Annotated in this window: 23 protein-coding genes; 17 read left to right on the top strand and 6 right to left on the bottom strand. The window is 47.2% G+C overall.

What is annotated here, in order from left to right; translation table 11 throughout:
• The first annotated feature begins 61 nt into the window (after positions 1-61).
• The 5 genes from NDI34_RS03205 to NDI34_RS03185 all read left to right on the top strand — a co-directional run bounded on the left by NDI34_RS03205 (position 62) and on the right by NDI34_RS03185 (position 5,794).
• Entirely contained in the window at positions 62-2,017 is a 1,956-nt protein-coding gene (locus NDI34_RS03205) for a hypothetical protein (RefSeq protein ID WP_348231831.1), read from the top strand.
• Positions 2,002-3,123 carry a hypothetical protein gene (locus tag NDI34_RS03200; RefSeq protein WP_348231830.1) on the top strand — a complete coding sequence of 374 codons (1,122 nt, stop codon included), beginning with the start codon at positions 2,002-2,004 and terminating at the stop codon, positions 3,121-3,123. Before NDI34_RS03205 ends, NDI34_RS03200 begins: the two co-directional genes overlap by 16 nt.
• Before the next feature lie 87 nt (positions 3,124-3,210).
• Complete coding sequence (locus NDI34_RS03195; protein WP_348231829.1) at positions 3,211-3,564, top strand: hypothetical protein; 354 nt, start codon at positions 3,211-3,213, stop codon at positions 3,562-3,564.
• Positions 3,565-3,600: 36 nt separating this feature from the next.
• Positions 3,601-4,752 carry a glycine cleavage system aminomethyltransferase GcvT gene (gene gcvT, locus NDI34_RS03190; protein ID WP_348231827.1) on the top strand — a complete coding sequence of 384 codons (1,152 nt, stop codon included), beginning with the start codon at positions 3,601-3,603 and terminating at the stop codon, positions 4,750-4,752.
• A gap of 4 nt (positions 4,753-4,756) precedes the next feature.
• Positions 4,757-5,794, top strand: coding sequence for a M28 family peptidase (locus NDI34_RS03185; RefSeq protein ID WP_348231826.1), 1,038 nt, complete (start codon positions 4,757-4,759; stop codon positions 5,792-5,794).
• 70 nt (positions 5,795-5,864) lie between these two features.
• Here the strand turns inward: NDI34_RS03185 and NDI34_RS03180 are convergent, their stop codons facing one another.
• On the bottom strand, positions 5,865-6,707 hold the full coding sequence (locus NDI34_RS03180) for an alpha/beta hydrolase (RefSeq protein ID WP_348231825.1): 843 nt from the start codon (positions 6,705-6,707) through the stop codon (positions 5,865-5,867).
• Between the two features lie 84 nt (positions 6,708-6,791).
• Here NDI34_RS03180 and gcvH point away from each other — a divergent pair, with 84 nt between their 5' ends.
• Together gcvH and gcvP are read left to right on the top strand one after the other, a co-directional pair.
• On the top strand, positions 6,792-7,181 hold the full coding sequence (gene gcvH, locus NDI34_RS03175; RefSeq protein ID WP_190432723.1) for a glycine cleavage system protein GcvH: 390 nt from the start codon (positions 6,792-6,794) through the stop codon (positions 7,179-7,181).
• Positions 7,182-7,627: 446 nt separating this feature from the next.
• Positions 7,628-10,576: an aminomethyl-transferring glycine dehydrogenase gene (gene gcvP / locus NDI34_RS03170; protein WP_348231824.1), complete on the top strand. Its 2,949-nt coding sequence runs from the start codon at positions 7,628-7,630 to the stop codon at positions 10,574-10,576.
• A gap of 79 nt (positions 10,577-10,655) precedes the next feature.
• On the opposite strand, the gene NDI34_RS03165 is transcribed toward gcvP, so the two are convergent.
• Entirely contained in the window at positions 10,656-13,004 is a 2,349-nt protein-coding gene (locus tag NDI34_RS03165; protein ID WP_348231823.1) for a tetratricopeptide repeat protein, read from the bottom strand.
• A 75-nt stretch (positions 13,005-13,079) separates the two neighbouring features.
• The gene (locus NDI34_RS03160; RefSeq protein WP_348231822.1) at positions 13,080-13,484 is read right to left on the bottom strand and encodes a hypothetical protein; all 405 of its coding nucleotides are present in this window, start codon (positions 13,482-13,484) and stop codon (positions 13,080-13,082) included.
• A 170-nt stretch (positions 13,485-13,654) separates the two neighbouring features.
• Between NDI34_RS03160 and NDI34_RS03155 the strand changes: the two genes are divergently transcribed.
• Entirely contained in the window at positions 13,655-14,167 is a 513-nt protein-coding gene (locus NDI34_RS03155) for a DUF1648 domain-containing protein (RefSeq protein WP_348231821.1), read from the top strand.
• A gap of 139 nt (positions 14,168-14,306) precedes the next feature.
• Here NDI34_RS03155 and NDI34_RS03150 read toward each other — a convergent pair whose 3' ends face one another.
• Entirely contained in the window at positions 14,307-15,182 is an 876-nt protein-coding gene (locus tag NDI34_RS03150; RefSeq protein ID WP_348231820.1) for an NAD(P)-dependent oxidoreductase, read from the bottom strand.
• A 271-nt stretch (positions 15,183-15,453) separates the two neighbouring features.
• Here NDI34_RS03150 and NDI34_RS03145 point away from each other — a divergent pair, with 271 nt between their 5' ends.
• Positions 15,454-17,043 (top strand): Na+/H+ antiporter, encoded by a 1,590-nt coding sequence (locus NDI34_RS03145; protein ID WP_347276051.1) that lies wholly within the window; start codon positions 15,454-15,456, stop codon positions 17,041-17,043.
• Here the strand turns inward: NDI34_RS03145 and NDI34_RS03140 are convergent.
• Positions 17,009-17,716 carry a TrkA family potassium uptake protein gene (locus NDI34_RS03140; RefSeq protein ID WP_190535549.1) on the bottom strand — a complete coding sequence of 236 codons (708 nt, stop codon included), beginning with the start codon at positions 17,714-17,716 and terminating at the stop codon, positions 17,009-17,011. The two genes, NDI34_RS03145 and NDI34_RS03140, sit on opposite strands and share 35 nt — an antisense overlap.
• A gap of 203 nt (positions 17,717-17,919) precedes the next feature.
• A complete protein-coding gene (locus NDI34_RS03135) occupies positions 17,920-18,966 on the bottom strand; it encodes a WD40 repeat domain-containing protein (protein WP_348231819.1) in 1,047 nt (348 codons plus the stop codon).
• Between the two features lie 93 nt (positions 18,967-19,059).
• On the opposite strand from NDI34_RS03135, the gene der reads away from it, so the two are divergent.
• The 8 genes from der to proC all read left to right on the top strand — a co-directional run bounded on the left by der (position 19,060) and on the right by proC (position 26,302).
• A complete protein-coding gene (gene der, locus NDI34_RS03130) occupies positions 19,060-20,424 on the top strand; it encodes a ribosome biogenesis GTPase Der (protein WP_190525200.1) in 1,365 nt (454 codons plus the stop codon).
• A 71-nt stretch (positions 20,425-20,495) separates the two neighbouring features.
• The gene (locus NDI34_RS03125) at positions 20,496-21,455 is read left to right on the top strand and encodes a CbiQ family ECF transporter T component (RefSeq protein WP_190986517.1); all 960 of its coding nucleotides are present in this window, start codon (positions 20,496-20,498) and stop codon (positions 21,453-21,455) included.
• Positions 21,456-21,470: 15 nt separating this feature from the next.
• Positions 21,471-22,895 carry an anthranilate synthase component I gene (locus tag NDI34_RS03120; protein WP_348231818.1) on the top strand — a complete coding sequence of 475 codons (1,425 nt, stop codon included), beginning with the start codon at positions 21,471-21,473 and terminating at the stop codon, positions 22,893-22,895.
• An 87-nt stretch (positions 22,896-22,982) separates the two neighbouring features.
• The gene (acpS, locus tag NDI34_RS03115; RefSeq protein WP_190428586.1) at positions 22,983-23,375 is read left to right on the top strand and encodes a holo-ACP synthase; all 393 of its coding nucleotides are present in this window, start codon (positions 22,983-22,985) and stop codon (positions 23,373-23,375) included.
• A 190-nt stretch (positions 23,376-23,565) separates the two neighbouring features.
• On the top strand, positions 23,566-23,835 hold the full coding sequence (gene pipX / locus NDI34_RS03110; protein WP_348231817.1) for a transcriptional coactivator PipX: 270 nt from the start codon (positions 23,566-23,568) through the stop codon (positions 23,833-23,835).
• Between the two features lie 85 nt (positions 23,836-23,920).
• Positions 23,921-24,592, top strand: a complete 672-nt coding sequence (locus tag NDI34_RS03105; protein WP_190525208.1) for a YggS family pyridoxal phosphate-dependent enzyme — start codon at positions 23,921-23,923, stop codon at positions 24,590-24,592.
• Positions 24,593-24,789: 197 nt separating this feature from the next.
• Positions 24,790-25,380, top strand: coding sequence for a cell division protein SepF (locus NDI34_RS03100; protein ID WP_190410749.1), 591 nt, complete (start codon positions 24,790-24,792; stop codon positions 25,378-25,380).
• A 109-nt stretch (positions 25,381-25,489) separates the two neighbouring features.
• A complete protein-coding gene (gene proC, locus NDI34_RS03095) occupies positions 25,490-26,302 on the top strand; it encodes a pyrroline-5-carboxylate reductase (RefSeq protein ID WP_190410748.1) in 813 nt (270 codons plus the stop codon).
• Positions 26,303-26,336: the final 34 nt, after the last annotated feature.

Raw genomic sequence — 26,336 nt, 5'->3', positions numbered from 1 at the left:
AAAAAAATAGTCGTAACACTTACTGCTGGATCTAACTAACGCTTGAGAGTCAATCGCGATAATGGCTAAACCACCTAAAAAAGAAATACAGATTTTTACCGACTCAATAGATGGAGTTTTTGGTCGCTTTAAGACAGCTGAAAGCTATGAAGTAAACTATTTTCTTTGTTGTTTAAGCATCAAAGACATTAATAGGTTATCTACTGCTGCCTCATCCTCTGCACTAGAATTTTCAAAAATTGGCTTTGAAGATATGGTGCAACGGGACGTTGATTATGAAAGAGTTGATGAGAAAATTATCAAGGAGTATTTAACGAAAGGCGCTGGGAGAGTACTGTTTTTCCCGCCCATTATAGTTTCAGTAATTTCGTTGGAGAATAACCAAATCAAGGATGTTTATGAATTAGTTGAACGAAATATTGTTGATGAGGAAATTAAAATCTTATTTGATAGAGACAAGTTTTGTGTAGAACTTCCTACTACGGATACTGATACGGGACATTTTATTACTGCCGATGATGGTAGTGCTTGGAATTATGTTCCTGCTTGGGCTACTTTCAAGTATAACAGCAGGAAAATTGACTTGGTAGTAATTGATGGACAACACCGCTTTGAAGCTTTGAGACGTCTTGCTGACAAGAGCAAAGAGTTACTTGAATCTGTAGAACTACCTGCTTGTATAGTATTTACTCCAGCAGCCTCTGTTTCTCAGGGAACACATGAATCTATCATGAAAGACCTTCGAGAGATGTTTGTAACTATCAATACCACCGCCAAGGAAGTATCTGGGCACTTTATTGATTTGCTTAGAGATAAGAGCCTTGCATCAATGGCTGTAAGAAGCTTGGCAAACTTGTGGAAGCGATCGAATCCTGATCCATGTTGTTCCAAGCTTCAACAACTCGAATGGAATGAAAGAAAAGACAGCCGATCAAACACTGTTCAAAGAAAGTATTCAATTACTACTGTTTCAATTTTAGCTGAAGCTTTGAGAGCACATGCATTTTCTTCTGCTGCCAACGGCTTTCAATACCAATTGTTAGGTTTACAGCAGATTGAAGCAGAATTACAGACGGATGAAAATGCAGTTGAAGCAATCTCGATTGCTGAAGATGAATTTCATGCATCGCAAGAACGAATTTTGCAAAAGCAGATCAATGAGCTAATTACACCATCTCTAAATATTCTTTTCACTGAACCTGAACCATACAAAAGAGTTACAGAAAATTTTTTAGAGGCAGTGAAAAAAGTTGATGAGCAAGTTCAACAAGGAAAAAACAATGCTGCTGCATTTCGAGAAGAAGTACTTGCTCGATTCAGGCGTTGCACTAATAAGGATCAAGCATCGTTAAAGAACTATGAGGAGAATGAATTTGATAATTTAATTTCTCCAAGGGGTGAAAGTGAGGTTTATTTCCTCAATGTCTTTCAACAAGCTTTAATAGGTGTCTGGGCACAGATGTCTACAGACCTAACTAAAACTTTCTCAATTTCTCCTGCCAAAACGGCAGAAATTCTTATTGAAGCACTGAATGAATTCGCATTTATACCAGAGAGCAAGCTTTTTGAAAAAAATTCACCATATACTAATCTATTAATCTATTCAGGAAGTAGGGTTATTTTGACCCAAAATTCTAGAAAGGCTTGGAAGAACTTGTTACAAGCATCACTACTTCAGATGAATAGCAAAAATAAGCTGTATGATTTACTGAAGAAAAATTTTGAGAATCAGGGTGATGAAATATTTACTCTTATCATCGATTCCTCAAAAAATTCCTTAAAGGAATATAGAGATAGCTTACTTGCGAGAATACTTGAGACGGTTAAGAAAGATTGGATTAATCGTCCATATCAACGTGGCTTGAAAGATAAACTTGAGAAATTAGCTCAAGAGAGTCAAGAGAAATTCAACGATGAAATTTCAATACTAGCTAAGAAAGAACATAAAGAAGCTTTAGAAAAGCTTGGTAATAGACTAGATCTAGACCTAACGGAACTTAGATGGGAAAACGAATAGGTTTTTGGGAAACTTCTGCTTGCTGTATTTTTGATTACACATTGGTAACTCACGAAAATTATGAGTACTATCAACTCTTTTTAGAGGAGAACGCAATTGAGAATTGTACGACATTCAAGCTTAAGCCTAGTGTTAAAAAGAACCCTGAGATTTTTGCTTGGTATCTTGCAGTAACGCAAGAAGAAGAATTTGAACTTGATTCAAGCTGCTGTAACTCATCATCGAGTCATCTTATATGTTTGCTGAAAGAGTTTTTACAAGGATTTAACAACTTAGATATTGATACATGTCAGCGTCTTAGAGAAGTTTTTTCAAGGATTAATTTTCAGAACCACTATATGTATCGCACAGAATGGCTGTTGGACGAATTAATAAACTATATTAGTGTTCTCCGAGAAGCTTTCCTGGAAACATCTCCTTTTGATCTTGTAAGGCGAGAAGATTTTTATTCTTGGTGGAATCAGCCTTTAAAGATTCAGCAATGTTTAAACAAATTTCAAACTAATTGTGACCTTGAGCAATTGAAAAGCATTCAGTCTCTACAGCCACTTCTTGCACTTAATAAACGTTTAGCTAAGGGGTTAGGACAATGGTTAGCTTTGATAGGATTAGAGAAACTGGAAGCTGCTTCGGGATATTTTCTATCTTTAGCTGAATACTGGCTTAAGGTTGAGAACTACCAAGCTTCTCTCCTTTACATTCATCGTTCTGTAGAATGTATATTACTTCTCTTAGGATATAGGGAAGGGATAGTTATCGTGACTTCAGGAGGGTTAAGAGATGATAGGTACGAAAAAATAAGTTACTCATCAACTTTTAAGGCTTTAGTAGGGAGAACGACCAGGATATTTAGTCCGTCTGAACAACGCTTTATTACAGACTTGAATGAGTGCCGAAATTTATTACGAGAAATTCATGGATTTCGAGTAGTTAAGCAACTAGAAACAAGCCAGTTTTTAGCATCTAGTTGCACTTTCTTAAAGGGTTTACAGCCGGATGTAAAAGCCTACTCATATAAAGAAAAATTCAATATCGACTTGCAGATTCATCCAAAATTATTTTTTGAAGTTGAATTAGGAATAGACTCCTATATTGGAAGTACTTGAGAAGTAATATCCTGAATAGACATATCTAATATAGATTGACTCCGAGAGAGACTAATCTTTTAGAAAAAACTTAGATTCAGAATTCTTTTGAAAATACTTAGGAGAGATGGAATCTTTCCTTGTTACTCCTTCACAGTGTCGTTCGATCGCTCGCCGTACCATTCCTCGTTTGTCTTTGGTGTTGAAGGTATACAAGCCTCTATCAAGGATGGCTTGCGTGATTTCTGCAACGGTCATAGGTTGCTTTGCTTCCTTCAAAACCTCGATCGCCACAAGTCAGCGCTTCGCTATCGCATCACCATATCCAAAGAGTGCGAACTGACAAGTCAGCGCTTCGCTATCGCATCCACCACATCCAAAGAGGGCGATCGCATCCACTACATCAAAGAGTGCGATCGCTACCTGCCGTTTTATACTGCTCAAGCAAGAAGCATCCCGTAGGATAAAAGATATCCACCTGCGACGGAATGACTATCTGTGGCTAAGTCAGAAGAATTGCATCCAGAGACGGCGATTGCCCTTGCCCGTACTCCCCTATATGAACTTGCCCTAGAACAAAAAGCCCGATTGACTGCCTTTTCCGGCTGGGAAATGCCCGTACAATACACCGGAATCGGGCAAGAACACCTGGCAGTCCGCACCACAGCGGGAATGTTCGACATCTCCCACATGGGGAAATTTACCTTCAAAGGGAAACAGCTAATTTCGTACTTACAGCCTCTCGTTCCCTCAGATTTGAGCCGCTTGAAAGCTGGTGAATCTCAGTACACCGTCCTGTTGAATTCTCACGGCGGCATTTTGGACGACATTATCTTCTATTATCAGGGTGAAGATGCAGACGGCGAGCAGCGAGGCGCGATGATTGTCAACGCCGCCACCCGATCCAGAGATAAAGCATGGCTATTTGCTCAACTGGAATCTTCTCAAATTGATTTCGAGGATCTCTCCCTGGCAAAAGTTTTGATTGCCGTTCAGGGACCACAAGCGCTGGCATATCTTCAGGAATTTGTCAAAGAAGACCTGACGCCGATTAAGGCATTTGGACATTTGGAAGCAACTGTCTTGAATGAGCCAGCTTTCATCGCCCGGACTGGGTACACCGGAGAGGATGGATTTGAAGTGATGGTAGACCCAGAAGTAGGGGTAGACTTGTGGCGCAGTCTCTTCACTGCTGGCGTCGTACCCTGCGGACTCGGTTCCAGAGACACCCTGCGCCTGGAAGCAGCAATGGGCCTCTACGGGCAAGATATGGACGAAAGCACCACCCCTTTAGAAGCTGGATTGGGTTGGCTGGTTCATCTGGATACGAAAGGCGATTTTATCGGACGTCCAGTCTTAGAAAAACAGAAGGCAAATGGCGTAGAACGACGCTTAGTCGGACTGCAAATGCAGGGGCGTTTTATTGCGCGTCATGGCTACCCGGTGCTATCCAAAGGTGAAGCCATCGGCGTCGTCACTAGCGGCACGCTAGCACCAACGGTAGGGCAACCCATCGCCCTCGCCTATGTTCCTCCGAATCTGGCTCAGATTGGTCAGGAATTGGAGGTAGAAATCCGGGGCAAAGCTTATCCAGCCGTTGTGGTTAAAAAACCTTTTTATCGCTCCCCCAGTCGTCTCCCCAGCAAGTAAATGTATGGCGAACCGAGGTGGGTGGAGAAGGTGGTTGGTGAATCGGGGGGCATTGACTAGGCTTGCTATCATTGGCATTCTTCTAGGCATTGCGATCGCTTGGGCGTGGTTTACCGCGATTTGGATGCCCGGAGTCAGTTACCAAGCTGCATTGCCGCCGCTGACTCCGCAGGAGGAAACGCTGCGAGATGCCCTCCGGCAAGATGTGGAAAAGATTGCCGGTGAACTGGGAGAACACAGCTTCTCAAATTATAAGAATCTGGAGGCGGCGGCTGATTTCTTGGAAGCATCGTTGAGGAGTGCTGGCTATAAAGTTCAACGGCAAGGATATAAAATTGCTGAGAATACCTACTACAACCTAGAAGCCGAGATTGTCGGGACAAATCGAGCCGACGAGATTGTGGTGATTGGAGGTCACTATGACTCTGTATTTGGAAGTCCCGGTGCCAATGATAACGGCACGGGTGCCGCAGCCGTCCTAGAGTTGGCGCGTACCTTTGCTGGAAAAAAGACTTCCCGAACTCTGCGCTTCGTTGAGTTTGTGAATGAGGAACCGCCATTTTTCCAAACGCCGGAAATGGGAAGCGTCGTTTATGCCAAACGTTGCCGCAACGCCGGTGAAAATATTGTTGCCATGCTCAGTTTGGAAACAATCGGCTACTACTCCGACAAGCCAGGAACCCAGAAATACCCATTTCCCTTAAGCCTGTTTTATCCCTCACAGGGTAACTTTATTGCCTTTGTGAGCAACCCAACCTCCGCTGATTTGGTGAGGAAAGCGATCGCATCTTTCCGTCGTCACGCGAAGTTCCCCTCCGAAGGTGCCGCCCTCCCAGAAAGTATTCCCGGCGTCGGCTGGTCGGATCAATGGTCTTTCTGGCAGCAAGGTTATCCCGGCATCATCGTTACAGACACTGCACCCTCCCGTTACCCCCACTATCACACTTCACAAGATACCCCCGATAAAATTGATTACGACCGCTTGGCGCGTGTGGTGGCTGGATTAGAGGGCGTTGTTGCCGACTTGGCGGGGAGTCAGTAATCAAGGTTATCTGCACGGCTTCAACCGCTCCTTCCGTCAAGCCTGCTGCAAGTTTACCTAGCCCAAAGCTTCAGCCTCTGGGCAGATTGCGCTGAAACTGCTCCACCAACTGGGCAAACTCCCGCACAGCTTTCTCAGACTGCTGTGCCGCAACCCAGCTAAAGTCATTGTGACCGGCTTCATCCACCCACAAAAAGCGCTTCGGTTCGTTAGCAGCCGCAAAAAGTTGCTCCCCGTGCCAAAAGGGAATCACTTCATCCCGCCTCCCGTGCATGACTAAGACTGGGCAACGCACCTTTTTAATCTTGTCGAGATTGCGGAACCTATCAAAGGGCACAATCGGGATGCGCGTCAGCACTCGAAACGCCGTAATAAACGCACTTTCCACAATTAAACCCGCAAGCGGTTGACGAGAAGCCAAATCCACAGCTGGCCCACTTCCCACCGAACGCCCATAGGCAATAATTCGATTCGGTGGCACACCCAGCTGCTGAGTCAGATAAGTATAAGCAGCGTCGATATCCCGATAAGAATTGCGCTCGGTAGGCGTTCCCTGACTGGTTCCGTAGCCGCGATAATCGTAGGCGAAGACCGCAAAGCCCATGTCCCGCAAACCTTGACGCACCGATAGCACATCAAATAAGTCTTCGGCGTTACCGTGACTATATAAAATTGTGTAAGTGGCATTGGGATTAGGCAGATAAGCTGCCGAGATTTGCACGCCATCCGCCGTGGTTAGCTTGAGAATCTCGCTACTGTCCCGATAGCTGGACGGCTGGGGTACAAAAATCATCCTATCGGAAAAGAAATAGGCGTAGAAGCAAAGAAAAGCGTAGATGAAAATGGCAGAGCGCATAAGTCTTTTAAGAGAAAATTCACCGAAAAGCAGGCGTTTAAGCTTTTTCTTATCCATAATGTTTCTGATATTACGGTTTGAAGCTGTAAACTTAATGGCTGGTTAAAGCTATTTGAGCGCGTATTTGAGGAAGGAAGTGCAATGGCTCTGGAATATCCTGAAGACCTAAAATATCTGGATTCTCACGAGTATGTGCGACTGGAGGGTGAAATTGCCACAATTGGCATCAGCGCCTTTGCAATCGATCAGCTGGGCGATATTGTATTTCTGGATTTGCCAGAAGTCGGAGACGCCCTCTCAAAGGGAGAGAGTTTTGGGACAATTGAATCGGTGAAAGCGGTTGAAGATATGTATGCCCCGGTCAGCGGGACAGTTATAGAACGCAATACTGCCATCTTGGAAGCTCCGGAACACGTATCGGAAGATCCCTACGGCGAAGGATGGTTTTTAAAAGTTCGGATTAACGACCCGGATGAGCTGGATGAGGCTTTATCGGCGGATGAGTATCGTTCGCAGGTGGAAGGAGAGTAGATTTTAGATTTTGGATGGGGATTTGCCTTTCTGAGAGAGTATCTTGGTTAGGACTTACGCACTGAAAGCTTGAAATCTAGATCCCCCCAACCTCTTTTAAAAAGGCTACTGCGTACACACAAGTCTTCTAATGTTGTCCCACAACGTTTTGATCCCCCCTACCCCCCTTGAAAAGGGGGGAGAATTCAATCAAAGTCCCCCTTTTTAAGGGGGATTTAGGGGGATCGATCAACGTTTTGCCACTTAACCAAAGATGTCTGTACACCGTAGCCTTTTAAAGGGGGATGCAAGGGGGATCTGTGCGTTAGTCCGATAAATAATTCCTTCCAAAATCTAAAATCTAATAATTGCGGTAACTTCGAGACGCGGCAAATCGGTGTTTTTACAGCGCCTGACCCCGAAAAATTATTGCAAAATATGAAATAGTCGCGTCTGGAGAGCAACCTGTGGTAATTTCTATCCCTCATACCGAGTCTAGCCGTCAGCATCTGCTAGAAGAAATGGGAGAGCCGATTTCTTTTGTACAGAGGCATATCGGCCCTAGCCCGGATGAAGTCCAGCAAATGCTTGAGGTATTGGGGATATCGACCCTAGATGCCCTAATCGACCAAACGATTCCGCAGGCAATCCGGCGATCGCGTTCTCCCAATGGGGCAACTGCGAAAACAGATTCGCTCCAGCTTCCCGCAGCCCAGAGTGAGTACGCAGCGCTGAGTCGATTGAAAGCGATCGCTTCCAAAAATCAGGTATTTCGCTCCTTGATTGGCATGGGTTATTCCGACTGCATTACCCCGCCAGTCATTCAACGGAATATTTTAGAAAACCCTGGCTGGTACACCGCCTACACCCCCTATCAGCCAGAAATTGCCCAAGGGCGACTAGAGGCACTGCTGAATTTCCAGACAATGATTATTGACTTGACAGGTCTGGAAATTGCCAATGCTTCCTTGCTCGATGAAGCAACCGCAGCCGCAGAAGCGATGACGATGAGTTATAGCCTCTGTAAAACCAAGGCAAACGCCTTTTTTGTCTCCAGCGCCTGCCATCCCCAAACGATTGAAGTATTGCAAACACGGGCGAGACCGCTGGGCATTAAGGTTATTGTCGGCGCTCATCAGAGCTTTGATTTTGAGCAAGCAATCTTTGGGGCGATCCTGCAATATCCCGCCACAGATGGCACGATTTACGATTATCGGGGTTTTGTAGAAAAAGCTCATGGAGTGGGTGCTTTAGTCACCGTGGCAGCAGATCCCTTGAGCCTAACGCTGCTGACACCACCGGGAGAATTTGGTGCAGATATTGCGGTAGGAAGCACTCAGCGGTTTGGAATTCCCCTCGGATATGGGGGACCTCATGCAGCCTACTTTGCCACCAAGGAAGAGTATAAGCGCCAGGTGCCGGGGCGAATTGTTGGAGTCTCCAAGGATGCCAACGGCAAGCCAGCACTGCGTTTAGCTTTGCAAACCCGCGAACAGCATATCCGCCGCGATAAAGCGACCAGTAATATTTGTACCGCTCAAGTTCTCCTGGCAGTAATGGCGAGTATGTATGCCGTTTACCACGGGTCAGCTGGACTGAAAAAAATTGCCCAGAATATCCATAAACTGACGGGGATTCTGGCGTCAGGATTGAAGCGGCTGGGGTACGGCATCGGTGCAGAGCAATTTTTTGATACGTTGCGGGTAGAGTTGGGCGATCGCACTCTCGAAGACATTCTTGCAGATGCCCAAGCTCGTCAGATTAACTTGCGGATTCTGGATGCAAATGCGGTCGGAATCAGCTTGGACGAAACCACAACCGTACAGGACTTGCAAGACCTATTTGAAATTTTCGCTGGGACACATGAGTTGCCCTTTACGGTGGAAGATTTGGGGAAAGGCGTAACCCCGTCCATACAAGGGGAACCTTTTGCCCGTAAAAGCAGCTATTTAACTCATCCCGTCTTTAACCGCTATCACTCAGAAACCGAGTTGTTGCGCTACTTGCACCGTCTAGAGGCGAAAGACTTGTCGCTGACAACTTCCATGATTCCCTTGGGTTCATGCACGATGAAGCTGAATGCGACGGCGGAAATGATCCCGGTGTCGTGGGCGGAATTTGGCAAAATTCATCCTTTTGCCCCCCCTTCGCAAACGCGGGGTTATCAAATTCTGTTCCAGCAGCTTGAGGCGTGGTTAGCTGAAATCACCGGCTTTGCGGGCATTTCTCTGCAACCCAATGCCGGATCTCAAGGCGAATATGCGGGACTGTTAGTGATTCGTCAGTATCACGAAAGTCGCGGGGAAGAACATCGGAATGTCTGTCTGATTCCCCAATCTGCCCACGGTACAAATCCTGCCAGTGCGGTCATGTGTGGGATGAAAGTAGTCGCGATCGCTTGCGACGATCGAGGCAATATTGATGTAGACGATCTCAAAGCCAAAGCCGAGAAGCATCGCAATGAACTCGCCGCTTTGATGGTGACATATCCCTCCACTCACGGCGTCTTTGAGGAACCGATTAAAGAAATCTGCAATATTGTCCACGCTAATGGCGGACAAGTTTACATGGACGGGGCGAATATGAACGCCCAAGTGGGCTTGTGCCGTCCGGGAGACTTCGGGGCAGATGTTTGTCACTTAAACTTGCACAAAACCTTCTGTATCCCCCACGGCGGCGGTGGGCCAGGAATGGGGCCAATTGGGGTAATGCCGCATCTCGTGCCATTTTTACCGGGGCACTCGGTTGTCCCTACTGGCGGCGAACAAGGCATTGGTGCCGTTGCAGCGGCACCTTGGGGTAGCGCCAGCATCCTCCCCATTTCTTGGATGTACATCGCCATGATGGGGTCGGCAGGCTTAACAGAAGCGACAAAAGTAGCGATCCTCAATGCCAACTACATCGCCCGTCGCTTAGAACCTTTCTATCCCGTTTTGTACAAAGGGCAGAATGGTTTGGTGGCGCACGAGTGTATTTTAGATTTGCGATCGCTTAAAAAATCTGCGGGTATCGAAGTGGATGACATCGCCAAGCGCTTAATGGACTATGGTTTCCACGCCCCTACCGTTTCTTGGCCTGTAGCGGGTACGGTGATGGTAGAACCCACAGAAAGCGAATCAAAGGAAGAACTGGATCGTTTCTGCGATGCCATGATCTCAATTCGTCAAGAAATTGCCGAAATTGAATCGGGTAAGATGGACGCTCAAGATAATGTCTTGAAGAATGCCCCCCACACCGCAGAAGCTTTAATGACTTCCGAGTGGAATCATCCCTATTCCCGCGAACAAGCTGCTTATCCTGCGCCGTGGACGAGAGAACACAAGTTCTGGCCTACTGTCGGACGCATTGATAATGCTTTTGGCGATCGCAATTTTGTTTGCGCTTGTCTCCCGATGGAAGCTTATTCACAAAGCTAGTATTGTTTGAAACAAAGGGCGATCGCACTTATTGATTGGTGTGTGCGATCGCATCTTTTTTTAACCGTAAAGAAATCTCTCACCTACGTCGCTGATTCTGACATACTACTTGCCACAGCCATTTTACCCAGCGCCGCACCAAGCCAACTATTGCTTCTATCCAATTCTGTCTAAATATAGATTTATTTCGCTTTCTCACCCTCCGTTTCCTAGTAACTTCTGGAACTATGGGAATTGGTTTGCGTTTAGCATCAATTTCTGGCGCTCTAATTTGTGTGGTTGCAATCACCTTTCCTATGTTTTGAATAGCAATATCACAATTTTTAACTTCTGCACTGAGTTCCATTTCATGATATAAGAAACGGGCATTTTTATAAGCTTGAATAGCGTCCCACTTAAGATTCTGTTCTGCTAAAACTTTTCCTAAATTAAACCAGGTATTAGCTTCCCTATTGCGAGCGCCAATTTCCCGGAGTATTGCCAGAGACTGCTGATAGTATTCAATTGCTACTGGGTTTTGTCCCAGAGAATTGTAAGCAGCGCCCAAGCTAGTTAGAGAAGTCGCTTCCCCATTGCGCTCGCCTATCTCCCGAAATACTGCTAAGGACTGCTGATAGTATTCAATTGCTACTGGGTTTTGTCCCAGAGAATAGTAAGCATTACCCAAATTATTGAGAGAAGTCGCTTCCCCATTGCGAGCGCCAATCTCCCGGAGTATTGCCAGGGACTGCTGATAGTATTCAATTGCTATTGGCTTTCGTCCCAGAGAATAGCAAGCATTGCCCAAACCTATGAGAGAAATCGCTTCCCCATTGCGATCGCCAATCTCTCGAAATATTGCTAGGGACTGCTGAAGGTAATCAATTGCTGGTTGGTATTGCCCCAGAGAATTGTAAGCATTGCCCAAATTACCAAGAGAAGCAGCTTCCCCATCGAGATCACCAATCTCCCGTGTTATTGCCAGGGACTGCTGAAGATAATCAATTGCTGGTTGGTATTGTCCCAGAGAATTGTAAGCATTGCCCAAATTGCCGAGAGAAGCAGCTTCCCCATTGGGATGGCTAATCTCTCGTGATATTGCCAAAGACTGCTGAAGGTAATCAATTGCTGGTTGGTATTGTCCCAAAGAATTGTAAGCATTGCCCAAGCTATTTAGAGAAGCTGCGAATTGCCAACTCTCGGAGTTATTTTGCTGCCATGCTTCAACTAACTGCCTGTACAGTTCAACTCGGACAGTGTTATAACCTCGTAAAGCTAGAAAATCTTCATACAGGCAAATAGTTTTGAAGGCGTCGTCATACTCTCCCATCTGATAACAGTGATAGAAAACTTCTAAGTATTCTGCTATATCACTTATTGTCTGCCAAGGTTCTGATTTGGCATTTTCTTTGTAGTATGCAATTGCCTTTTGGTGCGCCTCGGTCAGATCGCCCGCCTTTTGCTTGACATACGCCAAAATGAACGGATGAAACTGAAACCATCGCCCTCCGTTGTTGTCCCTTTCCTCCTGTAACAGAGAACGCCTAGCCAACTGCCTTAAATCCCGTTCCGATACCTCTTCCCCTGGTAACTGGACATCTGCCATCGCCGCATTGAAAGGAATCCGATAGACACTCAAATTTAGTAGCAGTCTTTGCAACTTGTCACTAAGGCGGTTAAAGCTGGCATCTAACACCAGGCGCATCCAAATATCGATTTTGCCCCGGTGCAACCCTTTCAACTTCTCGTCAGTCACTAGCTGGGCCACGTCAGCCAAACTATACCTCTGTAAGTAGCTAATCTGCGGATCTGATTCCTCCTCTGCCTTCAAAAAACCTGCAACCAACGTCAGCAGCAGGGGATGCCCCTCTGCCTTTTTCGCAAACTCTAGCAATTCTGCTTCAGTCCCCAGAATTCCTAAAGTCGTCAACAAATTAGCCCCCTCTGCTGGTGACAATCCCGGTAAAGGAAGCCATTTCAAGTTAATCTCTGACAAATCCGGGCGTTCCCGCGTCGTTACCAGAATCACACTCTTACCGCCACATCCCAGCCAACCGTGAAAAAACTGCTGGTAAATAGCATCCAACCATTGCCCATCCTGTTGCAGCAGACTTTCCAGGTTGTCAATGACAAGTAAATACCGCCCCTCCCGCAGATGGTTCACCAACCCATCCACCAGCGACAATTCTGGAATTGCCTTTACCGTTGGCGGGGAAAGTCCCAACCGCAGCAAAATTCGTCGCGCCAACTCGGTAAAAGTCACGCGGCGACTAACATCTGCCCAGAATTTTTTATCAAACTCAGTGCTATAGTCATCATAGATTTTGGCTGCTAGGGTAGATTTACCAAGGCCACCCAAACCCGTAATGCCAATCAGCAGGATATTTCCATCCGCCATCCATTCCCCGATTTTCTGCCTTTCCTGCGTGCGCCCTTGCCAACGCTTCAAGTGAGGGCGTCTTTCATCGACGTTAGCTGAGTTTTGAACTGGTTGAGGGTTAGTTCCTTGATTGTCTACCAGCAGTCAGTGGTTGTTGATGGTGTCACCAAACTGCACGCTTTCAGAATTAACTGTTTCTACTTGATAGCCCTTGGCATTATCCCGGTTAATCTGAGTCCTGCTATTGTCCTGAGTGTTGCTGATTTGAATTTCTTTAGCGATCATCCGAATCTCTTCGGCAAATGCTGGCTCTTGATCCATGCAAGCCTGCAAATATTCAGTAACCTGTGCTAATTCTGACTCCGAACCTTGCTCAACGGCTTGAATGGCTCTTTCTGCGTCTGCATTGCCCTGTAATTTAGCCCAAATCTTCTGGCGTAGCAGATTTGCCTTTTCAATGGCGATTTCCGTCAACTTACCAGCGCCACCTTCTATTATTCCGCCAAAGGCAATTTCTGCAATCTTTGCTGCTGTAAATTCAAATATCATCTGTCACAGGTTGGCTATGCTTTCCATTTGTTGTAGCCCATCAACCTTCTATCCGCCAATATTAAGATTGATTACTTTACTAACTTTTCTCTAATTATGACGATTGACTATTGACTTTAGAGATAAACTGTGTGTTAAGTATATCCGGTTATCGCCTAGCAATTCACCCTATGACGAGGAATCCATCAAATCAACGACCGATTTTGACAATAGCGCGATCGCCTATTAGTTTGATGTTAGAAATAGCCGCAGTTGCAGGGCTTTTCTGCATCATTGTAATTACCCTACAATCTTGGCCAAATCTACCCAACAGTATTCCCATTCATTTTAAGATGGGAGGCAAACCAAATGCTACGGGTAGCAAACAATTAATCTGGCTTTTCCCCAGCTTATCTGTTTTAGTTTATGTAGCGTTTACAGTGCTGCGTCAGTTTCCCCATACTTTTAATTATATTTGGGGAATTACAGAGCAAAATGTCGCTAAACAATATCAGCTAGCCGTTAATTTATTAGACTGGAATAAGGCAGAAGTTATGTGGATACTTGCATTTATAGAATGGCAGATTATCCAGGTAAGTTTGGGACATTCTGCTGAATTGAGCGTAGATTTTTTTTCGGTAGTAATGCCACTGTTTTTGGTCACAAATGGGCTGTATTTTTGGCAAGCATATAAAGCTCGTTAGTGAATATTTTTTAATACTCAGTATTTACATTGCATGAACCCCCTTGAACTTATCCCTCTCTGCCTCCGGCACCCCTCTCCGCCTGCAAAGAGGGGCTGGGGGTGAGGTTCCAAATGACAACTGTTATAAACAATTAATCTCAAACCTTCTCCCGCAATGCCGCTAACTCTTCCCGTACAGATAAAGGCGAGTATCCTAATTCAAAAGCCTTTGAACTATCTAAAGAAACATCTGTTGGTCTTGGCGCAGCCATTTTTACATCTTCTTGTCGGCAAGATTTAAGCCCCCCTTCAGGGAGTTGCAAAACTTCCACTAATAAGCGTCCAAACTCATAACGCGATATCCGCTCTTTCCCACCCAAATGAAGGCGTCCATTTACTTTTTCCAATGCCAATAAAAGCCCTTTTGCTGCCGTTGTTCCGCTGACTGGTGTTCGGAATTCATCGATAAATAAACTTAATTCTTTCCCCTCTCTCAGCATTTGGATAAATGGCTGCATAAAACTTGTGGCGGTAGGCGTTGCCATCCCAAACATTAAAGGCATTCGGCAAACAGCAGTCATCGGATAACGTTCTAACATCCCTTGCTCCGCCATCACTTTTTGTTCCCCATAAACATTGACAGGAGACACGGGATCGGTTTCCCGATAGGGAGGGTTTAAGTCATCGAAAACTAAGTCAGTTGAAGTGAAAACGCAAGGAATCGAAGCATCCGCACAAAGTCCGGCAATATTACCAGATGCGGTGACATTAATTGGGTAGGATTCATCAGGATATTGTTGGCAAAAATTAGGTTGCGATCGCGCGGCGGTATGAATCACTCCATCTGGCTGAATTTCTTGGAACAGATGCTTGAGTTCCTGATAATCCTTTAACTCAACTTTCAGCAAATTTACGCCAGGAATCTCTAGGAAATGGGAAAAATAAGTTCCATAAACCTCCCATTCTGGTTGTGCTAGTTGGCAAAGATGCCATCCTAAAAAACCACTGGCACCTGTAACTAAAAGTTTTTTCATTGGATTCCCAAACCTGTCATATAAGCCCACAAGCTTCAGCCAAGGGCTAAACCAACCAAGCCTGCGATCGCTCAGGCAAAAATTGGAAGCGTCAACCGCAGCCAAAGCCCACGAAAGCCGCACCCTTAAAGGTGATGGCTGCTAACTCAGAACAAAAGCATCGTAGCTCATCCTTTAAGATACTAAGGGCAGTTTTGTAGAACCTGACCCTTGGTGTATCGTTCATCACTTGTGAGTACGCGCTATGCAGTGGCTAAGCGAGCGATCGCTCATGGCAGTCCCGACGGTCACAGGCAGCGAGAATCAGGGAAATGTTGCTGAATTAGTAATTTTTCTGATCGTCTTGTTGTTGGTTGCCACGGGGGTTGCCTTACTATCTCGACGATTTCGGATTCCCTACATTACAGGGTTAGTATTGGCAGGGTTGGCGATTACAGAGCTTTTGCCAGGTCGCATCCGTCTGGATTCCTCCCTGATTTTTAATCTTTTTTTGCCGATTCTACTGTTTGAATCGGCAATTAATACCGACGTCAGTCGTCTACGCAGCACGTTTAAACCCATTGCCTTATTAGCAGGAGTGGGCTTTCCCCTCTGCGCTGCTATCACCTCAGTCTTGCTGAAACTAGAACTGGGCTTAGATTGGGTTCCCGCCTTGCTAGTTGGGGTCATTTTGTCAATTACAGATACCGCCTTAGTGATTGCGGTTTTCAAGGAAGTGTCTGTTCCCCACCGACTGGTCACGCTCGTAGAAGGTGAAAGCTTAGTCAACGATGATGTGGCGCTGGTTTTATTTAGCCTGATCTTGACTGCAAATTCAACTGGGTCATTAACGCCCCTTGATGTCGTACAAGCATTTTTGTTCGTGATTGTCGGCGGAATCTTAGTTGGCTTAGCCTTGGGCTATCTCAGTATTGGTTTATTTAGCCAAGCAGACGATCCCCTCAGCGTGATTCTACTCACGGTTGCGGTAGCGCTGGGAGCCTTTCAACTGGGCGAATTTTTCCACGTATCCGGCGTAGTTGCCGTTGTGGTGGCAGGACTGATTGTGGGTAACTTGGGGGTTTCTCGCAGTACCTCTGCTTCCACTCAAGTAACCTTGTTCAGTTTCTGGGAATTCGCCGGGTTTGGCGTCAATACCTTTATTTTCTTACTCATCGGCTTAGAGATTAATCTCATCACCCTTTGGCAGACGCTACCAGCCGTTCTTCTCGCACTGATTGCCTACCAAGTCGGGAGGGCACTCACCGTTTATCCACTCTTGGACTTAGTGCGTTTTTTTGACAAACCCATTCCGGTGAAATGGCGGCACGTTCTCTTTTTGGGCAATATTAAAGGCTCGCTTTCGACTGCCTTAGCTTTAAGCTTACCGGCTAATTTGCCAGGACGAGATAAGCTGGTTGTGATTGTCTTAGGGATTGTGCTGCTGTCGTTAGTAGGACAGGGAGTAAGTTTACCGGGGTTTGTACGACGGTTAAAGCTCGATCAGCATTCAAAATCACGGCAGCAGATCGAAGAATTGCAAGCTCAATTGATGACTGCCAAAGCAGCGCAGGATGAATTAGAGAGTCTCCTGAAATCGGGAGTTTTACCAAAATCAATCTACGAAGAGATGCGAGCAGCTTATCAGGTGCGGGTAGCAGCTTCTGAAAGAACGTTGCGGGAGATATATAATCAGCGTCCCGAAGACTCTGCTGATGAAAGTAGCGATCGCCTAAAATTAGACACGATTCGTCGGCAATTACTATTGGCAGAAAAGCAGGTACTCAATGACGCCCTCCGCAGGCGGATTCTCTCAGAAGAAGTGGTGCAAGAACGTATCAAAACCATTAACGAGCAACTTCTAAGTTTGGAAGATGACTAGAACACAAACCTAAGAAATCAATCACTTGATGTAACTTTTCCGATTTCGTGACGACTAGCACAGTTGCTCCCGCCTCTAGCACTGTCTTTCCATTCGGAATGACGAGATCGGTTTGGGGATGGGATTGATAGCCAATAATTAAAGAACCGCTGGGAAACCGAGAATCTTGAGCGACTTGTGCCACGGTACGACCCGCAATGTCAGACTCTGGTGGCACTTTGAGTTTGAAGACTTCTACCTGACCCTGCTCAAAGTGCATCATTGATTCTACTTGGGGATATTCGATCGCATTCACCATCGTGGTCACGGCTAGGTCAACCGTACTGATGACATGATGCGCTCCGGCAATCCGATAAGGTTCGGCAAAATCACTTTGGCGCATCCGAGTCACGATATGGGAGACGCCATAGTGCTTGGCAAGTGTCACCATTGCTAGATTTAAAGCATCATTGCGGAGGGCGGCAACAAGCGCATCCGCTTTGCGAATTCCTGCTTCCATTAGCACTTGCGTACTGACGGCACTGCCTTCAAAAGCCATCGCTCCGACTTGTTCGCGAGCATACCGGCAGGCGGTGGGATCGGTATCGATGATGGCAACCGTGTGTCCTAATTCTACTAATTGTTGGGCTAAGTCCAGCCCGACCAGTCCTGCTCCACCAATCAATACGTACATGGCTAACCTCTGTTGCAGGGATTTACGTCTGACCCTCAAAATCTACAGTGTAGTTGCTGGGTGGCGAAAGGAGTAAATTATCCCAATTGTTACTCAGGGCGATCGCGTTTTTAAATTTGCACCGCGACGGACAATGGCAGAGGAAAGTTGAAAAGCTGGCATCATATCCACTTGAAAATTGTTAATCAGAAAAACTTTCCTATTCACTCTTGAGCAGGCACCTGCCAAATCTTAATGCTGCCATCATGGCTGCCAGTCGCTAAAGTTTGCCCATCGGGACTGAAAGCGAAAGAATTTACTTTACTGTCATCTCCTGCCAGAGTGCTTTTGAGTTCGCCAGTGCGAGGATTCCACAATTTGATCGTATTGTCCAAACTGCCGCTGGCGATTGTCTGTCCCTTGGAGCTGAAAGCAACAGAATTAATTAACGTGGCATTTCCCTTCAAAGTAGCGATCGCTTCCCCGTTGCGAGGATTCCACAGCTTGATGGTGCCGTCATTACTGCCACTCGCCAGGAGTTTTCCATCGGGACTGAAGGCGACGGAATTCACCCAGTCAGAATGCCCTTCTAGGGTGCGAATGCGGATGCCCGTGCGCGGATTCCATAAGTTGATCGAGCGATCGGCACTACCACTGGCTAATGTGCCCCCATCTGGGCTAAAGGTAACGCAATTCACCGCATCTAAATTCCCCGTCAGGGTGCGGATGAGTTCCCCGTTGCTCAGCTGCCAAAGCTTGATCGTCTTGTCTAAACCACTGCTGGCTAAAGTTTTTCCATTGGGACTGATGGCAATGGATAAAACTGAGGTGGAATCCCCGTTAAGGGTGTGAATGAGTGCCCCGTTACTGAGTTGCCATATCTTGATGGTGCCGTCATAACTGCCACTGGCGACAAGTTTTTTATCCGGACTAATGGCAACGGCATGAATGGGTTTGATATGTCCTGCTAGGGTACGGATGCGGATACCTTTGGGTAAATTCCACAACTTGATAGTGCCATCTTCACCGCCACTGGCAAGAATCTGCCCATCGGTACTGATGGCGATCGCCTGCACATACTTAGAATGCCCTGTAAGCGTGTTGAGTGGCTGGGCTGGCTGGGATGCCGTAGTTGATGTAAAGGCTAAGGTTAAATCCTCCTCTTTTACAGGGTTGGCAGAGGATTCGAGCGAACTGCACCCAGTCAAAGTCGTCACTGCACCCAAAGCGATCGCTACGAAAACTTTTCCGAACGTTGGCTGATGTGTCATGGATAGTCACCGCAGAAAACATCACGTCTATCCAGGATGGATACAATATAAATTTGGAGCTGTCATCATCCACTCGGATGAGCATATCTGGTTATGTCCCTGCCTGTTGTCGCTATTATCGGTCGCCCGAATGTGGGCAAATCTACTCTTGTCAATCGATTGGCAGGTGTACAAGACGCCATTGTGCATGATGAACCTGGAGTCACGCGCGATCGCACCTATCGTTCCGCCTTCTGGGAAGACCGGGAGTTTGTCATCGTCGATACCGGCGGCTTGGTGTTTAATGATGACACCGAGTTTTTACCCCTAATTCGGGAACAGGCAATGTTGGCACTCTCAGAAGCGAGTGCCGCAATCTTTGTCGTTGATGGTCAGAGTGGGTTAACAGCAGCGGATGAAACGATCGCCGACTGGTTGCGTCAACAACCCGTGCCCGTCCTGCTAGCGGTGAATAAATGCGAATCCTCCGAACAAGGTCTCACCCAAGCAATGGAGTTTTGGGAACTGGGATTGGGCGAACCCTTCCCCGTCTCTGGCATTCATGGGAGTGGCACCGGCGAATTACTCGATGCCCTGATTACCTATATCGTGCCAGCAGGAGAAATCCCAGAAACTGAAGAAATTAAAGTCGCCATTGTCGGACGTCCCAATGTCGGGAAATCTAGCTTGCTGAACGCTTTTGTCGGCGAAAATCGTTCTATCGTTAGCCCCATCTCTGGCACGACCCGCGATGCCATCGATATGGTAGTAGAACGCAACGGTAAAACCTACCGATTGATCGATACCGCCGGGATTCGCAAAAAGAAAAACGTTGAATACGGCCCGGAATTTTTTGGGATTAATCGTGCGTTTAAAGCAATTCGTCGCGCCGACGTAGTTTTATTAGTCATTGACGCGGTGGATGGCATCACCGAACAAGACCAAAAACTGGCTGGGCGGATTGATGAAGAAGGTCGCGCTTGTGTCATCGTCATCAATAAGTGGGATGCTGTTGAAAAGGATTCCTACACCATCTACGAGTTTGAACGCAACTTTAAAGGACGGTTGAACTTTATCGATTGGGCAGAAACAATTTTTGTCAGCGCTCAAACAGGTCAGCGGGTGGAAAAAATTCTAGATTTAGTGAATACAGCAGCCGAACAACACAAACGCCGCGTCACGACTGCTGTAATTAATGAAGTGCTACAAGAAGCGATTTCTTGGGTTTCCCCGCCCACGACCCGCCAAGGGCGTCAGGGCAAGATTTATTACGGCACCCAAGTGAGCAGCCAACCTCCAGCGATCGCGCTATTTGTCAACGATCCCAAACGCTTCAATGACAACTATCGCCGCTACATCGAAGGTCAATTCCGAAAACAGTTGGGTTTTACTGGAACCCCAGTGCGCTTATTCTGGAGAGGGAAAAAAGTCCGCGAGATGGAAGCGGGTAGTCGTAGTAACCGAGCCACTCGTGTTTAATCAATTAAAAATTAAAAATGTAAAATACATTTTTGCATTTTTAATTTTTAATGTTTAATTTTTAATTTTCTATGGATTTACTGCGATCGCTGCCGCTGGGGCTGTACCTCGAACAACCAATCACTTGGCTGCATCACCTCGACCCCAGGGTGAAAATAGCTTGGTTGATGAGCTTTCTCATCGCTCCAGTCTTGGCAAATCCCATCTGGCGCATTGCCTTAGCGGTGCTGCTCGTTGCCATTACTGTGACGGCGGCGATTCCATTGCGCGTATGGAAGCAACAAATGGGTTGGCTGTTGATGCTGTGCTTTTTTGTGTTCATCCTGAGCATGATTGCTCCCGATGGGCTAGGAGCGGACTCTCAGCGACGCCTCCCAGCCGATGAAATATCTTTTATTCAGACTGCTACTCCCAAACCAGGAGTTGTCAAATCCGCTGCAACTCAAAAACCAGAGGCGACAAAACCAGTCTCCTCTCAAAACCCTTCAAACTACCGTTACGTGCTGTTCCACCAAGGGCCAGTCAAAATTACTCGCAAGTCCTTGGCGCTAGCGATTAACGTGAGTACCTTACTATTTACCTTAATTTACAGCACCAACCTGTTTTTGCTAACCACAGCTCCAGAGGAAATTACTGCGGGGATCGAGAGTTTGATGCGACCGCTGCGAGCATTCAAATTTCCCGTGACAGAAGTTGCTCTAACCTTAACTTTATCGCTGCGCTTTATTCCCCTGGTTTTAGAAGAAGTGCAGAATTTAGTTCGTTCCGTGCGGACACGGGCAATTAACTGGAAAAAACTGGGTATCCGCAAAAGTCTGCAACTTTGGTTGATGGTTGCCGAACGGTTGCTTGAAAATCTCCTCTTACGAGCCGAGCAAATTGCTAGCGCCATGAAGGTTCGCGGCTTTACCAGCCCCAATAGCCATCGCGTCCAATGGCACCAGTTGCGTCTCAAAAAGAGCGACTGGGCGGGACTGGTGAGTTTGGTCGTACTTTGGGGGGCACGGCTGATGTGGGGATGGGAGAGTTAAGAATTAAAAATTCATATGAAACCTTGGTTTTGGCGATCGCTTCCTCTACAACATCGAACTGGCTCAGAAGTATTCGCCGCCCTGTTTCTGGACGCTGGTAAAATTGCTACCCTACTCGAAAGTCCCTATAATCCGCTCCTTCAACACTCACCTGAAGCCAAGAACGCGATCGCCAGATATTCGATTTGTGCCGGTGCGCCGCGCTTTATCGATGGCGTGCAAGCAGTGTGGACTCCACCCGTTGGCGAGATCCTCCCTTTCCTACGCCGCTTGCGGCAACGTTCTGCCTTCAGGGATGAGTCCCTAAGCCCGTCAGACCTGCCTTTCACTGGTGGTTGGCTGGGATGGCTGGGTTATGACCTCGCTTGGGAGATCGAGCAGCTACCCAATTTAAATTCTGACCCCTTACCATTCCCGGTTGCTTATTGGTATGAACCAGCATCCTTTGCTGTCCTCGACCATTGGGAACAAATCCTATGGCTAGCCGCTAGCGATGAAGACGAACTCGATTCGCTGCAAAGGCTGCTGGAAAGCCGAACGCAGTGCGGGATAGCAGAGGAGCCAGCATCTTCCATCCAAAATCCAAAATCCCCCCATTTCCATTTTTGGACACCCCAAACTGATTACGAAGATGCGGTGCGGCAAGCGAAAAAGTATATCCGAGCCGGAGATATCTTTCAGGCAAATCTTTCCCTACGCTTTGAAAGCCGCGTAACTGCCAGTCCTTGGGCAATTTATCAAGCGTTACACCAAATCAATCCTTCTCCCTTTGCTAGCTATTGGCAGACCCCGTGGGGGGCACTCATCAGCTGTTCTCCAGAACGGTTGGTTCAGATGCAAGATCGACAAGCGCAAACGCGACCGATTGCGGGAACGCGATCGCGCGGCACTACACCCGCCCTCGACGAGCATTTGGCGCAAGACTTGATTGCCAATGCCAAAGAAAGAGCCGAACACATTATGCTGGTGGATTTAGAGCGAAACGACTTGGGGCGTGTGTGCGAGTGGGGTTCTGTAGAAGTCAACGAACTTTTCACAATTGAGCGCTACAGCCATGTCATGCACCTCGTAAGCAACGTTATCGGTAAAATTCGCCCAAACTACGACGCTGTTGACCTGATTCGCGCCTTCTTCCCTGGCGGTACTATCACTGGGTGTCCGAAAGTCCGCTGTATGGAAATTATTGAAGAACTCGAACCCGTGCGTCGCAATTTGTTCTACGGTTCCTGTGGCTTTCTCGATTGGCGCGGGCACCTAGATTTAAATATCTTGATCCGTACTCTCCTCTATCCCAAGCGTGCCGATGCAGCGATGGTTTACGGGCAAGTCGGGGCGGGAATCGTTGCCGATAGCGATCCAGAGCGAGAATGGCATGAGTCTCTACACAAAGCTCAAGCTCTGCTAGCAGCCCTGGGAAGTTTTAATGTTATTAGTGATTAGTTCTGGGTCATCAGTCAAATACCATTGGCGAATGGCTACCAGACAGGGTTTTGAAGAGCCACTCTTCTATTAGCAACTAGCAACAGAATGATTCGGCTGGGAACAGATATTGTTTATATGCCTCGAATTAAAGCCGCTGTTGAACGCTTTGGCGATCGCTTCTTGCAGCGCGTCTATACTTTTGATGAACAACAAGATTGCGGCTACACTCAGAGCGATAGCAGTCGCCTCTCTATCAACCAGCTAGCAGGGCGCTGGGCGGCAAAAGAAGCCGTTGCTAAAGCACTGGGAACTGGATGGCGGGGAGTCAGCTACACCGATATTGAGATTCGACGTTTACCCACGGGTGCACCGCAAGTATTTCTTCACCATTCAGCCGCCGCCCAGACAGCAGGGTGGGAAGATTGTCAGTGGCAGCTAAGCATCAGCCATGATGGCGATTATTCGGTAGCCACCGCCATCCTCGTTTGCTCACCCTGAAAAGTGTCGCCAATTCCCAAACATTCTCTCTGAGGTGCCCGAATACAAGCTATCATCTGCATAGTTTGAACTAGAGTGAAACATCTTGGGTTTCAACAGAGAGCGGCTGGCGCGAGTCGCACTGCCGCTTAAACTCTTCGACTTTTCCCAATCTCTCCCTTAGGGATGGGCATTCTTCGCGTGGATGTTAATGAGCAGCGAAACCTATTTAAATCACCCTACATTTGGCTTACTTTACAGAGTGTGTCTGCTTGAGGACAGCCAGGAACTATTTACGACCCTTTATGCCCAGCGTCTCTTCTTTTTGGTGAATACCAGTCCTACCGGCATCACGTTTGAACCGATTACCCGCAGCGATGGTCGCCTCATGCTGGAAAACCGTTTGCGGATGCTCCGTCGCAACGGTCAAATGGAGGAGTACACCCAACTTCAGGCTATTCATAAGCGAACATTTCAATAGGGGCAAGCGATTAAAAATTAAAAAATCCTTTTTAATGCAAGCATTTTTAATTTTTGCTTCCCTGTTTATTTTCAAGTGAAGTCAAATGACTGGAGCGATCGCCCAACGCCTTTCTGAAATTCGCCAGCAACTACCGGAATCTGTCCGCCTCATCGCCGTTACGAAACAGGTTTCCCCTGAAGCCATGCGCGAAGCTTATGCAGCGGGAGTAAGGGATTTCGGCGAAAGTCGCATCTCTGAAGCTGAACTTAAACAAGCGCAACTGCAAGATTTACCAGACATCACCTGGCACCTGATTGGACACCTTCAAAGTAATAAAGCTCGAAAAGCCCTAGAACAATTTCAGTGGATTCACTCGATAGATAGTTTAAAATTAGCCCAACGATTAAACGAACTGGCACTTGAGCTGTCGCGATCGCCCTTCATCTGCCTGCAAGTGAAACTACTGCCAGATCCCAACAAGTATGGGTGGACAGTTCCTCAACTGCTTGCCGATTTACCAGCCCTGAATGAGTGCTACAATCTGCAAATTCAAGGTTTGATGACAATCCCGCCTTTCGATCTCAAGGCTTCTGAAATCCTGTCAGTTTTCGATAGAACCCGCAAACTAGCCGATGAAATCAGACAGCAAAACTGGTCAAATATTCAAATGCAGCAGCTATCAATGGGAATGTCAGGTGATTACCCGTTAGCTGTGCAATCTGGGGCAACAATGATACGTTTGGGGCGAATTCTTTTTGGAGAACGGGCATCCTGAAAAGCCTTACTCCGCTTACAAATGTCAACATCTATTCCGAACAGATGAGTGGGGTAATGAAGAGGCATCGGATATTATATTGCCAGCACGACTATATGATTGTTATTGTCGTTTCCTTAAACTAGGACTGCTGCCTCAAGGGTGCCCTGCGATCCCAGCCCCAAAGTCTAACCTTAAATCGTGATGGAGCGTGAACTGTGAATAATATTTTTTCTAAGCTACGAGATTTCGTGGGTCTCAATGAGCCAGCTCAATACGAGTATGACGAGTACGAAGAAGCCGAGGGAGAAGAGTACCAAAATCTCTATCAAGAACAGCATCCTCAACCGACGACAGCAGAAGAAGAACGTCGCCAGAGCCGTCGGGCGCGGACAAACACACCTGTTGCAAGAGAAATAGAAATGGGGACAACAATGAATAATGTAATTGGGATGCCCGGTTCGGTGAATGGAATTTCGGAAGTAATCGTGATGGAGCCACGTTCTTTTGAAGAAATGCCCCAGGCGATTCAAGCTTTGCGCGAGCGGAAGTCAGTCGTGTTAAACCTGACGATTATGGACCCAGATCAGGCGCAACGAGCTGTAGACTTTGTGGCTGGTGGCACTTATGCGATCGATGGGCACCAAGAGCGGATCGGCGAAAGTATCTTTCTGTTTACACCGAGTTGTGTTCAAGTCAGTACCCAGACTGGCGTGGTTCACGAAGTGCCTCAACCACAAGTCCGGATTCCCCGTCCCTCTGCCCCCTCCCCAGCTTGGTCAAACGAACCGACCCGGATGGCGCAGTAAAATTTCTGAGTCGAGACGCTTGTTAGCGGTCAATGGTCAGTCGTAACGGCTAAAAACAACTGACCGCCGACAACGGACTTTTCATGCTGATAGGGATTGGGGGACGAGGTTGGCTACTAAATTCGGCATGATTGGTGGCGGGGTAATGGGAGAAGCTCTATTATCCCGCCTGATGCAAAAACAGGTTTATGCCACAGAAGAAGTCTTGGTGAGTGAGCCGCAAAGAGAGCGGCGAGACTTTTTGGCGCAGCAGTACGGCATCCAGGTGACGGCAGAGAATCGGGCGGTGGCGGCGGCAAAGGATGTGCTGTTACTGGCGATTAAACCTCAAGTGTTTGCAGCAGTGGCGGCAGACTTGGAGAAAGAAATTTCTGCCCAAGCGTCGCCGCCAGTGGTGATTTCGATGATGGCGGGTGTTTCTTTGAGTCAACTGGAAGCAGCTTTTCCCCAGGCTCCAGCAATTCGGGCGATGCCGAATACTCCGGCGACGGTAGGGGCAGGAATGAGTGCGATCGCGCTGGGTCAGCACGCCACCGAACGCCACTTAGAACAGGCAAAGGCGATCTTCCAGGCGGTGGGAGAGGTCGTTGAAGTGCCAGAATCTTTAATGGATGCGGTGACAGGGCTTTCGGGTTCGGGTCCCGCTTATGTGGCGCTGATGGTGGAAGCACTCGCAGATGGTGGGGTAGCGGCTGGATTGCCAAGAGCGATCGCGTCTTCGTTAGCCCTGCAAACCGTCTTGGGGACTGCCCAGCTGTTGCACGAATCGGGAATGCATCCCGCTCAACTAAAAGACCGCGTGACTAGCCCTGGAGGTACAACTATTGCTGGGATTGCCCAGTTAGAAAGGGCTGGTTTCCGCTCGGCTTTGATTGAGGCAGTGGTGGCGGCTTCTCGGCGCTCTCAGGAGCTTGGTCGTTAATGCATCGCTGAATACTCTTTTCCGGCTACCAAAA

Origin of the sequence: Trichocoleus sp. DQ-U1, assembly GCF_039961925.1 — a bacterium.
GTDB lineage: Bacteria > Cyanobacteriota > Cyanobacteriia > Cyanobacteriales > FACHB-T130 > FACHB-T130.
The sequence above is the reverse complement of the archived record's forward strand: the minus strand, read 5'-3'. Positions and strand labels throughout refer to the sequence as shown.